Origin of the sequence: Anaerocolumna jejuensis DSM 15929, assembly GCF_900142215.1 — a bacterium.
GTDB classification, from domain to species: domain Bacteria; phylum Bacillota; class Clostridia; order Lachnospirales; family Lachnospiraceae; genus Anaerocolumna; species Anaerocolumna jejuensis.
On sequence record NZ_FRAC01000014.1, the window covers coordinates 17,711 to 32,517 of the forward strand.

Here is a 14,807-nt window from a genome sequence, read left to right on the forward strand (position 1 = left end):
CTGCTTATGTCCAGTTTACTTATCCGTTACTCAACCGTTTTAGGTACCATAAAGCACCCATCCTTTTTAGCCGGTGCATTCTGTAAAAGAATATCCCTGTCAGGGCCGTTTTCCACCACATCTTCCCTAAATACATTATGGATGGGGAAAACATGGGACATAGGCTTTACTCCCTCCGTATCCAGTTCATTCATCGTTGTGATATATCCCAAGATGCTTCCCATGTCGGTCTTGGCCTTTTCTTTTTCCTCTTCCGTCAGCTCAAGCTTTGCAAGGGCTGCTACATACTCAATGGTCTTATCTGTAATCTCCACTCTTTTCCTCCTGTCCGTCCCAAAGTACATTATCAGGACTTTTTTTCTCTATTTCTGCCTATAACCAGATTTTTGATTTTATAACTTTTATTTGGGCTACCCCTATCTATTGGGACAGCTTATCAAGTAAATTTGCAAAATGAATGGGATTAAAATATGTCAGCTCCGTGAAAATCGCTTCACTGTATTTTTATACCCCATATATACAAAGCCGAAAACTAAAATTAACTTATGACACCCGAATCAACTATCTAATCTCACTTGTAAGCTTTATTTCTTTCCAATACTCTCTGTATACCTTATATCTTTCCTTAAGGCTCCAGTCTTGATACGTCTCTAGGAAAGAGAGTTGTTTCCCTTACGTTCTGTTCATCCAATATCTTCATGGTCAGACGTTCCAGTCCGATTCCAAGTCCGCCGTGAGGAGGCATGCCATGCTTGAATATCATAAGATAGTCTGTAAAATCTGCCGGGTCCATTCCCTTTTTCAGCATCTTTTCCACCTGCTCCTCGTAGCTATGAAGTCTCTGTCCTCCCGTGGTTACTTCCATCCCCTTAAATAACAGGTCAAAGCTTAAGGTGAATTTATTATCTGCCGGGTCATCCATGGCATAAAAGGGCCTCTTCTTGGATGGATAATGGGTTACGAATACAAAATCGCTGCCGTATTCCTCTTTAAAATACCTTCCAATCAGAATTTCTTCCTCCGGCTCCAAATCATAGGGGTTTTTAATCTTACGGTTGTATTTTTCAGCTACCAGCTGCTTTGCTTCGTCAAATCTTACTGCCGGTATATTTTCCGTAGAAGAAAGTTCTACGTTTAAGAGCTTAAGCTCTTTCTGGTATTCCTTTTTCAGTAGGGCAAAGGTATGGGTGAGCATTGCCGCTTCCATATTCATTATGTCTTCAAAGCCGTCAATATATCCCATTTCAAAATCAAGGCTGGTATATTCATTCAGATGCCTGGTAGTATTGTGCTTTTCCGCACGGAATACCGGGGCCGCTTCAAATACCCTGTCATATACTCCTACCATGGTCTGCTTGTAGAACTGTGGACTCTGGGCTAAGAAGGCCTTCTTTCCAAAATACTCAAGCTTGAATACATTGGCCCCGCCCTCTGCATTTCCGGCTACTATCTTAGGAGTTCTGATTTCGGTAAAATGATTCTGAAAGAGGAAATCCCGAAAGCCTCTTACAATTCCCTCCTGAATCTTAAAAATAGCTCTTTCCCTTATATTTCTTAAAGCTATGGGACGCAGGGAAAGCTTTGTCTCCAATGAGGTATTCAGCTTCCATTTACTGATGGGAATGGGCATTACGGAATCCTTTGCAGGCTCTGAAAGCACCTTGACTTCAGAAACCCTTAATTCAAATCCACCGGGAGCCCTTTCTTCCTTGGAGACGGTTCCTTTTACTTCAATGGTCATTCCCTCTCTTAAGGATTTATCTTCCATTCCTTTTACCTTGCCGTCCTCAAAAACGCACTGCACCAGGCCTTCATATTTACGAAGAACTACAAAGGAGAATTCCCCCATATCCCTAACCGTATGAACGGCACCTTTTACAGCTACCTCCCTGTCAAATAAGCCGCCGGCAAGTATATCACTGATTTCTATTGCTGTGTTTTCCTTGATTCCTTTTACGAACTCCATTGTGTTCCTCCTTCTTATTCATTTGCCAGGCAGTTGTCCTCCGCTGCAAATTCCGTTTTAATAAAAAAATAAGTCCCGGATATTTATGTGAAAAAACACATAAATATCCGGGACGGGAATTCAACAGCAACTGCAAAAGGCAATCGTCTTACGTTAAGAGAATAACCCGCGGTACCACCCGCGTTGAAAGCCGAAGCTTTCCTCTCATAGCACATAACGCGTGCCGCGCATAAACCTACTTTGTCCCTGCCGCAGCTTTTCAGTAAATACTGCTGTCTGCATGGGGATGAAAACCTCTTCAGCTTACGGGCTCCGGAGTGTTCCTTCCAATGGCTATCATCCAAGGTATGCTCTCAGTCGGTGGCACACCATTCCTGTCAATCAATGAAATCCCCAAAGGTCAGTCTCTTTCTCAGCCTTTATAAATATACAATTATTACTTTTAAGCTATATTATCACAGAAAATATTATATGGCAAGAGGTATTTTATTATTTATAGTTTAAACCTGTTTATTAAGGAATGCAGTTTAATCGCAATTTCCGATAAATCATCACTGGCACTTGCGATTTCTTCCACTGATGCGGTCTGCTCTTCGGTGGATGCCGATGCTTCCTCAGATGCAGCCGCATTTTCCTCTGCGATGGCAGACAGGTTCTCCAGCACTTCCAGAATGCCCTGCCTCATAGCATCCATTTCCACTCCGGAAGAGCTTAATTTGTTAACGGCTTCTGCCGCTAATTTCATTGATTCTGCTATCATTTCATATTTCTTTTTGCTGCTGTCCACATTCCCCGACTGCTCTTTCGAAATACCGTATACCTTCTTGATTGTCTCTACGGCATCCTCCGTATTATTCTGAAGCTCCTGGACCATATCATTAATCACCCGTGTTGAACCGGAGGACTGCTCTGCAAGCTTTCTGATTTCTTCTGCCACAACAGCAAAGCCCTTTCCGGCTTCACCGGCTCTTGCCGCCTCTATGGCTGCATTCAGTGACAGCAGATTGGTCTGTGCCGCAATAGCCTCGATCATATTGCTGGCTTCTCCGATTTTACCGGAGCTTTCATTAGTCTGCATGATAACCTGGTATACCTTCTCTATTTCCGATGTGCTTTCCTTCGTTATCCGGCTCAATGCTTCTATTTCCAGCAATCCTGTTTCCACTACCTCTGTTACCTTTCCGGAGGATTCGCTGACGCCTGCAATATATCCGCTTACTTTTTCTATGGTTTCCCCAATACGGAAAGCCTCATGAGAGCCAGACTCCGTTTGCTTTGCCTGCTCCGATGCCCCCTGGGCAATTTCTTCAATTGTTTTTGCAATTTCCTCGGAGGATATGGAGGTCTGCTGTGCCACCGTCGTCAGACTCTTAGAAGCCTCCGTCATTTGCTTTGAGGAGTCACTGATTTCACTAATGATCGTACGGACTCCATTTTTGATGCTAAGTAACGCATTAGCCAGTTCTCCGGTTTCATCCTTTTTCGCCAGGAACCTGCTGTCAATATCCTCTGATAAATCCAGGTCAGCTATCTTTCTGGCATAAATGCTTGTCCGTATAATGGGCTTTGCAATGGAATAGCCAATGATATAGGTGATAACTATGCTGACCAGCACTATAAAGGCTGCCGCAAAAATAACGGAGTACTGCAGGGATTTTATAGGCTTCAGTATTTCACTTCTGTCAGCTGCCAAAACAAAGGACCAGTCCGTCCCGGGTATGGGAGCATAGCCCACGTACCGGTAACCCCCATTATAATAATAGTTTCCAAAGCCCTGTTTGCCCTCTGCCGCTTTTTTCAGTACATCTGCCAGGGGAAGGAGTGCCTTATCCTTTTTGGATTCTTCTATTGCATTATAGTGCTGGTTTACCAGGTCTAAATTTTTATGTCCTATTACAGTTCCCTCACTGTTAACTATGAAACCGTATCCGTCTTCACCGTAACCTGTATCAGCCGCCATATCACTTAGCGCTTTTCCATCCATGCGCCCCAGCAATGCTGCCACAATCTTACCATCACTTTTTATGGGTACTGCCTGTACCAGCACCAACTTCTTTGTTGCCGGACTAAGAGCAAAATTCACAACATCCCCCTTATCCTCAAAGACCTTCCTTAAGGGGTCCGTATCCGGAAGCTGGAGGGAGGTGCCATCAGAATAGGTAATACTCCCATCCTCTTTCATAATTCCAAATTCCAAAAAGTCTGTGCTTCCTAACATATTCTTTAAAATAGGCTGCTGGATTCCCCAATCCATGCTTTGAATTTCCTTAAGCTTTGCAAGAGTCCCTAAGGTTCCCTTTTGTGTCTCAAGCCGGCTCTGTTCCAGCTTGGAAGCATCCTCCGCCAAGGATGCCAGTGTCTTTTCCGCGTCCTTGATCATAAGATTGCTGGCGATTTTTATACTGATAAAACCTAAAATAACAGAAGCCAATAAAACGATAGCTGTAAAAGCAAAAATCAATTTGGTCCTAATACTTTTATGTCCTCTTTTTTCTTCTTTCATCCTATTATCCATCCTCTCTTGTATTAAGTCCTATAACCGTTTTCTTACTTGGTTTCTTTATCTCTTCCTCCTTGTATTTACCATATTTTATGTTAATTATGGTATTTTTTTTTACTGGTGCTGTTTCTATTGTTGATTATAGGAGAAATAGGAGGAGTTTTAAATATTTATGTCGTATTTGTCATTGACATTGACATGACAAAATACTATTGTAAAATAGCATGTAGTATATTGGGCCGATTAACTGCAAAGTGTACCTGCTAATAAGGAAATCAAAGGAGCATAAACTTGTATACGAATATTACTTTTGGCGAATGTCTCAAACTTCTTTTGACCACGTTGAATTTAAAGATGAGTCAGTTAGCTAAGGCCATAAATGTCGACAGCTCCCTCGTAAACCGCTGGGTGAACGGGAAAAGGCTGCCCTCTGCTGCCTATATCGGGGATATCGTGGAATATCTTGCAAAGAATACGGTTACTCCTTTGCAGGATAAATTAATCAATGAAATATTCCTGAACTTTGATAACGATACAAATGATTCCTGCTCCTGTTCCAAGGAAAAGCTTCTATTCATGCTGCATCTTGCTTTGGATAACTCCAAAAATGGTAAACCCGTGAAAAAAGAAATCCCGGAGAATTCTTCCGGGGATAATGCAATCAAAAAGGAAGAGGCCGATTTTCTTCATTCCATCTCCCTGTCCTCCAATGATAAGCTGCTGTATGGTATCCGCTGCATCTATTCCACACTGGTCACCCTTTTGGATGGGGCGGCAGAATATCAATCCAGAAGCACCGATAAAACCATTTATCTGACCTTTCTGAACAGCCTGGACAAAACCTTTTTTACAGAACAGAAACTGGCACAATTCCAGGATAAACTGCTGAAGGCAGTAAACAGAAACTGGCAGGTTACCTTTTTATTCCGGCTGGATTTCAGTATAGATACGATTATCCGTTTTATTCACTTTCTTTTACCGCTGATAAAAACCGGAAAGGTAAACCTCTATTATCTAAAAAATAGTGAGACCTTTTCCATTCGTAAGGAGTTATATATAGTTCCGGCAATCGGTGCATTATCCTGCTTTCCCACTGATATTTCCTCCGGAATTTCATCTGCCTTTTACCTGAAGAACACCTCCGCTGTCAGCATATTACATAATTATGTGAAGCTTTTACTGAGAAATAATGCCAATAACCTGATAAATTATTACAAAGAGGAAATGAATGAGTCATACTTCCTGAATCTGGCTGAAACAAGTGAGCGTCCGGGAGAACAGCTATACTACAACAGTAATTTTATCAATCTCCTTATTCCGGCTGAAATTTACGAAAAGCTTTTAGATAAAACCGACCTGACAGCATATGAGAAGTCGCTTTCCCTGCGGTATTATCAAAAGCAGCTGAACGGCTTTTATAAGAATCTGAAGCGCTATAATTCCAAGACCATATACTTTTCGACCTTTCTGGACCAGCTGTGTGAGGATAAAATTCTCTATTTGTATACCTATACGGGCATCAAAATAGTTTCGACCGACACCAGTAATGCCATCGATTGCCTGGAATATGTTATTGGTGTTATAAAAGAATATGACAACTATTCCATTGCCATTGTTTATAACTCCATAGACGATTTAATCACGAACACTCCTTTATTTATCAAGGAGAGGACTGCTGTCTTCCTGCATGTTTACAAATGGGGCAAGGCAGAAGATGTGCGCTTGTCCATCAACGATCCCGTTATTGTGAAAGCCTTTACGGAGTACTTTGATTTACTGTGGAATAAAATTCCATTATTTAACAAAGATAAACAGGAAGTCATTTTAATACTGGAAAACCGTATCAGAATATTAAGAAATGAATTATCAGAACAAAGAAACGATATGATTTCATAAAAAGCTTTTTCTTCTTTTCTCCCGGGGCAGGGAAATAGCCGCTGCTGCTGCAGCGGCTATTTCCTGCTCTAATAATATATTTAACGGTATTCCATTACAAGGCGTCCCCTGCCTTCCTTACATACAAAACTCCCCTTACTGCCATTAACTACCGTTATACTGGGAGCCTTGTGTCCGATATCCGCATTTAATATAATGGGAACGTCCTTTAAAACCGACATGACGGCTTCTTCATAGGAAATACCGTAATTCTCTTCATAAAAGGCGGGACGTCCGAATATAAAGCCTTTGGCATACTGAAACCATCCAGCCTCCTTCAGCTGCCACAGGCCCCTGATAAGGCTGTCGCTGCCCAGTGCAAAGCTTTCCAAATACCAGAGGATGCCTTCTTCTTTGTACTTCTCTATAAAAGAACGGGTACAATCAAAGCGGGTGCCGCAAAGATTTAGTAGTACATCAAGACAGCCGCCAAGAAGCCGCCCTTCAACAGGGATTCCTTCCTTTCCGGCTGCTTGCTTTAAATTTACCGGCTGTGTCAGGACATAGCCTTCCAGCCCGGTAATCCTGTCATAATAGCCGTCTTCATATAAATCAAAGCTATCCTGTGTGATATTTTCTCCTGAAAGGATTTTCAGGTTATTTTCTAAGGCAGGGTGCCATTCACTCATTCCAAAGTCATTGAAATTGCTGCCGTATATAGTGGCTATATCGCAATGGGTGGTTATGGTATAGGTAAGCCCTGTATTATCTGAGAAGCCCTGATACCATACAGGATGCCTGCTGATAGCTTCAAAGTCAAAGTAAGGGAGCATTTCCACCAGAAAATCACCGCCCTTTGCTCCGACAATCCACCGGACCTCTTTCTTTTCCAATAGCTTATTTAATTCTTCGCCTCTGTCTTTTCCGCTGCCGCTCCGTCCTTTATCACTTTTCCGCACCAGAGGACCCTCTATCACCTGGTACCCTCTGCTCTTAAGGCTGGCTATTGCGTTATCAAGCCTGTTAAAGTCCGTTTCCTTCTGATTGCCTTCAGAAGGTGCGGCTACGCCTATGAGGCTGTTCTTTGTAAGAAACTCCGGGTAAATCATAGCTTCTTGATGCGCTCAATGGCGTCTACCGTATTTTCATAGGTTCCAAAGGCTGTCAGTCTGAAATAACCTTCTCCGCTGGGTCCAAAGCCTGAGCCGGGCGTACCGACAACATTTGCCTCCTTTAACAGGTAATCAAAATACTCCCAGGAGGTCATCTTATCCGGTGTCTTTAACCAGATATAAGGCGCATTCACACCGCCGGATACCGTATAGCCGGCGCTCTCCAATCCCTCTTTGATGACACGGGCATTGTTCATGTAATATGCAATCTGCTCTCTTGTCTGCTTCTTTCCTTCCTCACTGTATACAGCCGCTCCTGCTGCCTGAATAATATAGGGCGCTCCGTTGAACTTGGTACCGTGGCGTCTTGCCCATAAGCTGTTCAGGGAGACCTCCCCTGCCTTTAATTCCCTGGGTATTACGGTAAAGCCAAGTCTGGTTCCGGTAAAGCCTGCATTCTTTGAAAAGCTGCGAAGCTCTATGGCACAGGTCTTTGCTCCTTCACACTCATAAATTGTATGAGGAACATCCTCCTCGGAGATATAAGCCTCATAGGCAGCATCATAAATAATAACTGCCCCGACCTTATTGGCATAATCCACCCACTGCTGCAGCATTGCTTTATTGATTGTGGAACCGGTAGGATTATTGGGAAAGCACAGGTAAATCAAATCCGGCTCTTCCTTGGGGAATTCCGGTGCAAAATTTGTTTCGCTGGTGCAGGGCATATAGATTACTTTGGTCCATTTTCCTGTTTCAGGGAGATAGTCCCCTGTTCTTCCTGCCATAACGTTGGAATCCACATATACAGGATATACCGGGTCACATACGGCAATTTTATTATCCCCTCCGAAGATTTCCTGAATGTTGGCGGAATCACTCTTGGCACCGTCACTGATAAAGATTTCATCCAATGCAAGCTCAACACCTCTGGCCTTATAATCATGTTCTGCAATCAGGCTTCTTAAGAACTCGTAGCCAAGGTCCGGTGAATAGCCCTTAAAGGTTTCCTTTACAGCCATCTCATCCGTTGCTTTGTGAAGGGCAGCTATTACAGCAGGTGCAAGGGGGAGGGTTACATCACCGATACCTAAACGAATGACTTTCTTATCCGGGTTCGCATCTCCAAAGGCCTTTACTTTTTTTGCTATATCGGAAAACAGATAGCTTCCCGGCAATTTCAGATAATTTTCATTGATTTTAAACATAGTTTATCTCCTTTATGGTATATTCTTTTTCTCAAAGCAGCTCGCCGTCAAATACGGTAACAGCAGGTCCGGTCATAAAAATCAGGTCCTTTTCCCTGTCATAGCGTACGATAAGCTCTCCTCCAAGAAGCTTAACTTTCACTTCATCCTCTGTAAGACCATTTAAAATACAGGCATAAACACTGGCACAGGCGCCGGTACCGCAGGCCAGGGTCTCTCCTGAGCCACGCTCCCATACTCTCATATCAATATTATTTCTGTCCACCACATGAATGAATTCCGTATTGGTCCTTTCCGGGAACCATTCATGATGCTCAAAAAGGGGACCTGTCTTTTCTATCTCAACCTTCTTTGTATCTTCCACAAACACAACTGCGTGAGGATTTCCCATGGATACACAGGTTACCTTATATTCTTCGCCGCCAACCTTTATTGGCTTTGCAATAATTCTTTCTTCCTCCCCTTTTACAGGAATCAGGGCAGGCCTGGTTATGGGGTGGCCCATATCAACGGTTACCTCCGCAACCCTTCCGTCCTCTACGGCCAACTTCAGATATTTGATTCCGGCACCTGTTTCAATGCTGATATTCTTTTCTTTTGTCAAGCCATAGTCATAGACATATTTTGCAACACAGCGTATCCCATTTCCGCACATGGCAGAGGAAGAGCCGTCTGCATTATACATATCCATCATAAAATCCGCCTTATCGGAAGCCTTTATCAAAATCAATCCGTCGGAACCGATTCCAAAATGCCTGTCACTGACTGCTATTGCCAGTTCCGGTGGATTATCTACCTTTTCTCTCAAACAATTCACATAAACATAATCATTTCCACAGCCTTGCATTTTTGTAAACTTCATAGATACCTCCGCTTATAAACATATTTTAATTTACCCAATGAATTTTCTTCTGATGTTTACCAATATTGTAAATAACATTTTAATGCAAAAATACTGTAAAAATGCTTTATGTATTGCATATAGTGCTATTCAATAAGGGCTATGGAAAAAAGTATCGGACATAGAATCCCTACCCATTTTACCATAGCCCTTATCCTACATCAAGCTTAGAATCATTTCTGCCATTTCTACCATATTTGTGCCGCTGTCCATGCTGTTCTTCTGAATATAACGGTGCGCTTCCTCTTCTGTCATATTATTACGTTCCATGAGCACCAGCTTTGCCTTGCTGATAATTGCTTTCTCTTCTTCTGTTCTGGGCTTGGGCTTATCCTTTTCCCTTTTCCTGCGGCGTGATATATTATAGTGCATCATCTGCAGCGTATTGAGCAAGTCTGACATTTTAATCGGCATGCTAAGACAGACAATGTTATTATCCGTACATTCCTCCAGCTTTGTGGCTGAGGCTATCAGGAGCATCTCAAACCCCTTGGGAAGGTATCCGTTTAATTGGCTGTAATGCATATCGGAAAAACGGTAACCGCATATTATGATGCCGTCATCCAATTCATTTGCAATGGTTACAACCTGTGCCCCTGTTGTGCAGGTTGCGTTTACCTCGTATCCGTTTCTCACCAGAACATTCTTTATGTTTACTGCATCTTCTATTTTAGGAAAAGCTATTATTATACTGGGCACATTTGATCACCTCCACACTCTTCTGGCATAACAAATTCTAATTATATGCGGTGCAAGTATTGATCAAGCTCCCATTTCGATACCTGAATGACGTATTGCTCCCATTCCTGGTATTTTGCTTCCAGGTACTTTTTCGTGGTATGTTCTCCTAAAACTCCCTTTACCAATTCATCCTTTTTTAAAGCCTCCAGAGCTTCCTTTAAGTTCGTGGGAAGGCTCTTGATATTCTTAGCCTCTTTATCGGCTTCACTCATCTCGAAAATATTCTGATCCACACTTTCCGGAGGAGTCAGTTTATTTTTAATTCCGTCCAGGCCGGCTGCCAGGCAGACAGCAAGTGCAAGATAGGGATTGGCGGCGGAATCGGGACATCGAAGCTCGACTCTGGCACTGGTACCTCTTGCGGCAGGGATTCTGATCAGGGGACTTCTGTTGGTAGCGCTCCAGGCAATATAAACCGGTGCTTCATAGCCCGGAACCAGTCTCTTATAGGAATTTACCAGTGGATTGGTTATGGCTGTCATGCCCTCCATATGCTTCATAATTCCTGCGATAAAGCTGTATGCTTCACCACTGAGTCCAAGCTTGCCCTTATCATCATCAAAAATATTTTTTCCATCCTTGTTGAGGGACATGTTGATATGCATACCGGAACCATTTATTCCGAATTTCGGCTTCGGCATAAAGGTAGCATGCATTCCGTGCCGTTTTGCAACTGTCCTTACCACCAGCTTAAAGGTCATGATATTATCTGCCGTCCTTAAGGCGTGGTCATATTTAAAATCTATCTCATGCTGGGCAGGAGCAACCTCATGATGGGATGCTTCAATGGTAAAGCCCATGTCCTCCAGTGTCAGGACCATCTCACGTCTGGCATTTTCCCCGTTATCCAAAGGTCCCACATCAAAGTAACCGCCTTTTTCCATGGTATCAATGCTTGGTTCTCCGTTATCCAGCGTATTGAAGAGGAAGAATTCGCATTCAGGACCTACCTGCAGGGTATATCCCATTTCCTTTGCTTCCTCCACCACTTTCTTTAGAATATACCGGGGATCGCCCTCAAAGGGGGTGCCGTCAGGCCTGTAAACATCACAAATAAATCTGGCTACCTTTCCCTGCTGAGGCCTCCAGGGGAATATCTCAAAGGTATCAAGGTCCGGATACAGATACATATCGGATTCTTCAATTCTTACAAAGCCTTCAATGGAAGAACCGTCAAACATGCATTTATTGTCCAATACCTTATCCAGCTGGCTGGTAGTAACCGCTACATTCTTTAAATTACCAAAGATATCCGTAAATTGAAGCCTGATAAATTCTATATCTTCCTCCTTCACCATCCTGATAATATCCTGCTTTGAAAAATGATTCATATAATCCTCTCCCTTAATAAATTAAAATTCAACAGCTGCTTCCTTAATATGAAAAATAAGCGAAAATGTCCTTGAAAGAACATCTTCGCCTTTTGCTTCTATCATGATAGCAGTCCTGTTATTGTTTGTCAATATGATAAAATTATACATATTACAATAATAGGCCCTGCACTATATAACGAGTTTCGTAATACACAGGTTCAAATATCTGGTATCGTTTTTTAAATCAATCATTTCTTTGCTTTCGATTGTCCTTAGCAAGGGCCTGAGAACACAGTCCTGATAGTTCATCACTACAACGGCCCTGACGCCGTTATTAAGCTCCACACAGGAGCCAAGGGGATAAATAGTCACGCACCTGACAAAGGCGTCTATTACAAGATTGTCATAAAGCTGATCACCATTTCCCATTAAATACTCCACTGCTTCCGAGGGCGCATATGCATCCCTGTAAGCCCTGTCAGAGGTCATGGCATCATAAGTATCAGCCACCGCAAGTATTCTGGCATATAAAGTGATTTCGTTCCCCTTTAAGCCTCTTGGATAACCGGAACCGTCATACCTTTCATGATGCTGAAGCACTCCCGCTCTGGTTACACTGTTCAATTCCTGGGCACTGGTCAGCATATCATAGCCGAACTCCGGATGCTTTTTCAAAATACCAAATTCCTCGTCGGAAAGCTTTCCCTTTTTGTCCAAAAGAGAGGACGGAATCTTATTCTTGCCGATATCATGCAGCATACCGGCAGTTCCCAGATAAATCAGGTCATCCTCCGGCAGGTTCATCTTAATCCCCACGCTCACTGCCAGAATAGCAACATTAACACAATGCAGATAGGTATATTCATGGTGCCCCCACAAATTTCTCATGGAAAGCTCAACATCCTTATTCGTAATAATGCTGCTGACGATATCCTGAATCATTGGAAACATTTCCGCTATATTCCCGTTGCCGTTGATAATCTCCTCCAGCCTTGAAGCCGTACGGAGCTTAAGTCCTTCCGCAACCACATCTTCAATGACTATCCCTTCTGAAATTTCATCTTCAATATACAAACCTGTATATCCCATTGCCTTCAGCCTTGACAGAATATTTTCCGTCAAAACCACATTTTCCCTTAATAAAATAACCCCCTGATTGCCATAAAGCGGTTTTGCAAGTACAGTACCGGGTTCCACCTTATTTATGGAAAGAAATCTCATACTCCATATCCTCCAATTATATTCCTAAACATGGCAGCCATTACGAAAATCAGGCTGCTGCTTAAAAACAAACTACAATTTATAATTATAACATATTTTGTCGAATATGGTATATTAATTTATGAGATATTGCTTTCAATTTTCTATGTTTTTCAGAATTGCTGCCGTTGCATACCGCAGACCTGTCACACCTCTACTTTAAGACAACAGCATTCTGTCATTAGCGAACTCACTTCCGCTCACGCTTTCGAACTTATCAAGCAAATCCTTTACGTGAAGGTTTTTCTTTTCTTCTCCGGAAACATCATAGATTATCTTTCCTTCGTGCATCATGACTAACCGGTTGCCGTACTGAATTGCATGCTTCATATTATGGGTTATCATAATAGCTGTTAAAGAATTTTCTGCAACAATTTTTTCGGTAAGCTCCAGCACCTTTTGTGCTGTCTTTGGGTCCAGGGCAGCCGTATGCTCATCTAATAAGAGCAGCTTTGGATTCTTTAAAACTGACATCAGCAAAGTCAATGCCTGCCTCTGCCCGCCGGAAAGAAGCCCCACCTTGGTGGAGAGCCTGTTCTCAAGGCCCAGGTCCAGCTTCCGGAGCTGTTCCACATACAGCTCTTTCTCCGCTTTTGTAATTCCCCAGCCAAAGCCCCTTCTTTTTCCTCTGCGGAAAGCAAGGGCCAGATTTTCTTCTATTTCCATACCGGCCGCCGTTCCCATCATAGGGTCCTGAAAGACTCTTCCTAAATAGCTTGCCCGCTTAAATTCCGGCATTCTGGTTATATCCATTCCATCCAGCCTGATGCTGCCACTGTCCGGGTAATGTACTCCTGCAATCATATTCAGCATGGTGGATTTTCCGGCTCCGTTTCCTCCGATGACCGTGACAAAATCCGATTCCGCCAGGGTAAGGTTCAACCCCTTTAAAACCCTTTTTTCATTGATGGTATATGCGTTAAAGGTCTTGTATAACTCCTCGATGTCAAGCATTAGTCTTCCTCCCTTTCAATTCTTACCTTATCCTTCTTAAAGACAGGTATGGATAAAGCCGCAGCTACCATGACAGCAGTCAACAGTTTCAGATTATTGGAATTAAAGCCCATATACAGAACAGAAGCTATTATAATACGGTAAATAATAGAGCCCACAACAATAGAAATCAGTCTGGTGGCAAAGGATATTGCGCGCCGGAAGATAACCTCACCGATTACGATGGAGGCCAGACCGATTACAATAGCACCTACACCCATTGATACATCCGCATAGCCCTGTGTCTGGGCTACCAGGCCGCCGGAAAGGGCAATAAGGCCGTTACCCACCATAAGCCCTATTATCTTCATGACATCCGTATTGGCTCCCTGTGCCCGCACCATGTTTTCATTATTACCTGTAGCCCTTATGGCACAGCCAACCTCCGTCCCCAGGAACCAATATAGCAAAACAGTGACCAGTACCGTAAATATAATACCCAGGCTCATGGTAATAAGGATCTGAAGAAGATTATCCCCAATTCCCAGAGCCGCTCCGGAAGGGAACAGGCTCTTAGCCATGGATAATACCGTCTTCTGGGCCAGCAGGGGCGTATTGGATTTACCCATGATACCAAGATTTACGGAGTAAAGTGCAATCATGGTAAGAATACCTGCAAGTATGGGCGGGATTCGAAGCTTTGTATGAAGAAAGCCTGTGACCGCCCCTGCCGCCATACCTGCCAGGGCTGATATCAGGAGGCAGAGTACAGGATTCAATCCAAGTCCTGCTATGCAGTAAGCACTGACACTTCCTCCCAGGGCAAAGCTTCCTTCACTTGTCATATCCGGAAAATCCAGAATACGAAAGGAGACGTAAACACCAATTGCCAGGATAGCCCAGGCAAATCCCTGGGAGGTCGCTCCCAGTACGGAATTTAAATAATGTATAATAGCCATGTAAATTTCCTAACCTTCCCTTTATAAGTTAAATTCAGT

12 protein-coding genes are annotated in these 14,807 nt (G+C 43.1%); 1 reads left to right on the forward strand and 11 read right to left on the reverse strand.

Features of this window, described 5'->3' with window-relative positions; translation table 11 throughout:
- Positions 1 to 26: 26 nt before the first annotated feature.
- The 3 genes from gatC to BUB77_RS14330 form a co-directional block, all read right to left on the reverse strand.
- Positions 27 to 314, reverse strand: coding sequence for an Asp-tRNA(Asn)/Glu-tRNA(Gln) amidotransferase subunit GatC (gene gatC, locus BUB77_RS14320; RefSeq protein WP_242962515.1), 288 nt, complete (start codon positions 312 to 314; stop codon positions 27 to 29).
- 311 nt (positions 315 to 625) lie between these two features.
- Positions 626 to 1,966, reverse strand: coding sequence for an aspartate--tRNA(Asn) ligase (aspS, locus tag BUB77_RS14325; RefSeq protein WP_073277088.1), 1,341 nt, complete (start codon positions 1,964 to 1,966; stop codon positions 626 to 628).
- 493 nt (positions 1,967 to 2,459) lie between these two features.
- Positions 2,460 to 4,469: a methyl-accepting chemotaxis protein gene (locus BUB77_RS14330; RefSeq protein ID WP_073277090.1), complete on the reverse strand. Its 2,010-nt coding sequence runs from the start codon at positions 4,467 to 4,469 to the stop codon at positions 2,460 to 2,462.
- A gap of 288 nt (positions 4,470 to 4,757) precedes the next feature.
- On the opposite strand from BUB77_RS14330, the gene BUB77_RS14335 reads away from it, so the two are divergent.
- The gene (locus BUB77_RS14335; RefSeq protein WP_073277092.1) at positions 4,758 to 6,362 is read left to right on the forward strand and encodes a helix-turn-helix domain-containing protein; all 1,605 of its coding nucleotides are present in this window, start codon (positions 4,758 to 4,760) and stop codon (positions 6,360 to 6,362) included.
- An 80-nt stretch (positions 6,363 to 6,442) separates the two neighbouring features.
- On the opposite strand, the gene BUB77_RS14340 is transcribed toward BUB77_RS14335, so the two are convergent.
- The 8 genes from BUB77_RS14340 to BUB77_RS14375 all read right to left on the reverse strand — a co-directional run bounded on the left by BUB77_RS14340 (position 6,443) and on the right by BUB77_RS14375 (position 14,768).
- Entirely contained in the window at positions 6,443 to 7,450 is a 1,008-nt protein-coding gene (locus BUB77_RS14340; RefSeq protein WP_073277094.1) for a S66 family peptidase, read from the reverse strand.
- Positions 7,447 to 8,661, reverse strand: coding sequence for an LL-diaminopimelate aminotransferase (locus BUB77_RS14345; RefSeq protein ID WP_073277096.1), 1,215 nt, complete (start codon positions 8,659 to 8,661; stop codon positions 7,447 to 7,449). Before BUB77_RS14345 ends, BUB77_RS14340 begins: the two co-directional genes overlap by 4 nt.
- 31 nt (positions 8,662 to 8,692) lie before the next feature.
- Positions 8,693 to 9,523 (reverse strand): diaminopimelate epimerase, encoded by an 831-nt coding sequence (dapF, locus tag BUB77_RS14350; protein WP_073277098.1) that lies wholly within the window; start codon positions 9,521 to 9,523, stop codon positions 8,693 to 8,695.
- Positions 9,524 to 9,718: 195 nt separating this feature from the next.
- Positions 9,719 to 10,261 (reverse strand): ANTAR domain-containing response regulator, encoded by a 543-nt coding sequence (locus tag BUB77_RS14355; RefSeq protein WP_073277100.1) that lies wholly within the window; start codon positions 10,259 to 10,261, stop codon positions 9,719 to 9,721.
- Positions 10,262 to 10,302: 41 nt separating this feature from the next.
- Positions 10,303 to 11,634, reverse strand: a complete 1,332-nt coding sequence (glnA, locus tag BUB77_RS14360; protein ID WP_073277102.1) for a type I glutamate--ammonia ligase — start codon at positions 11,632 to 11,634, stop codon at positions 10,303 to 10,305.
- A 171-nt stretch (positions 11,635 to 11,805) separates the two neighbouring features.
- Positions 11,806 to 12,837 (reverse strand): HD-GYP domain-containing protein, encoded by a 1,032-nt coding sequence (locus BUB77_RS14365; protein WP_073277104.1) that lies wholly within the window; start codon positions 12,835 to 12,837, stop codon positions 11,806 to 11,808.
- Positions 12,838 to 13,035: 198 nt separating this feature from the next.
- Positions 13,036 to 13,830: an ABC transporter ATP-binding protein gene (locus BUB77_RS14370; RefSeq protein ID WP_073277106.1), complete on the reverse strand. Its 795-nt coding sequence runs from the start codon at positions 13,828 to 13,830 to the stop codon at positions 13,036 to 13,038.
- Positions 13,830 to 14,768 carry an ABC transporter permease gene (locus tag BUB77_RS14375; RefSeq protein WP_073277108.1) on the reverse strand — a complete coding sequence of 313 codons (939 nt, stop codon included), beginning with the start codon at positions 14,766 to 14,768 and terminating at the stop codon, positions 13,830 to 13,832. Before BUB77_RS14375 ends, BUB77_RS14370 begins: the two co-directional genes overlap by 1 nt.
- Positions 14,769 to 14,807 lie beyond the last annotated feature (39 nt).

Bases quoted from the DNA above. Each gene is read 5' to 3' on its own strand.
- dapF (WP_073277098.1), bottom strand. From the start codon at position 9,523: ATGAAGTTTACAAAAATGCAAGGCTGTGGAAATGATTATGTTTATGTG.
- BUB77_RS14370 (WP_073277106.1), bottom strand. From the start codon at position 13,830: ATGCTTGACATCGAGGAGTTATACAAGACCTTTAACGCATATACCATC.
- BUB77_RS14365 (WP_073277104.1), bottom strand. From the start codon at position 12,837: ATGAGATTTCTTTCCATAAATAAGGTGGAACCCGGTACTGTACTTGCA.
- aspS (WP_073277088.1), bottom strand. From the start codon at position 1,966: ATGGAGTTCGTAAAAGGAATCAAGGAAAACACAGCAATAGAAATCAGT.
- BUB77_RS14345 (WP_073277096.1), bottom strand. From the start codon at position 8,661: ATGTTTAAAATCAATGAAAATTATCTGAAATTGCCGGGAAGCTATCTG.
- BUB77_RS14340 (WP_073277094.1), bottom strand. From the start codon at position 7,450: ATGATTTACCCGGAGTTTCTTACAAAGAACAGCCTCATAGGCGTAGCC.
- glnA (WP_073277102.1), bottom strand. From the start codon at position 11,634: ATGAATCATTTTTCAAAGCAGGATATTATCAGGATGGTGAAGGAGGAA.
- BUB77_RS14330 (WP_073277090.1), bottom strand. From the start codon at position 4,469: ATGAAAGAAGAAAAAAGAGGACATAAAAGTATTAGGACCAAATTGATT.
- BUB77_RS14375 (WP_073277108.1), bottom strand. From the start codon at position 14,768: ATGGCTATTATACATTATTTAAATTCCGTACTGGGAGCGACCTCCCAG.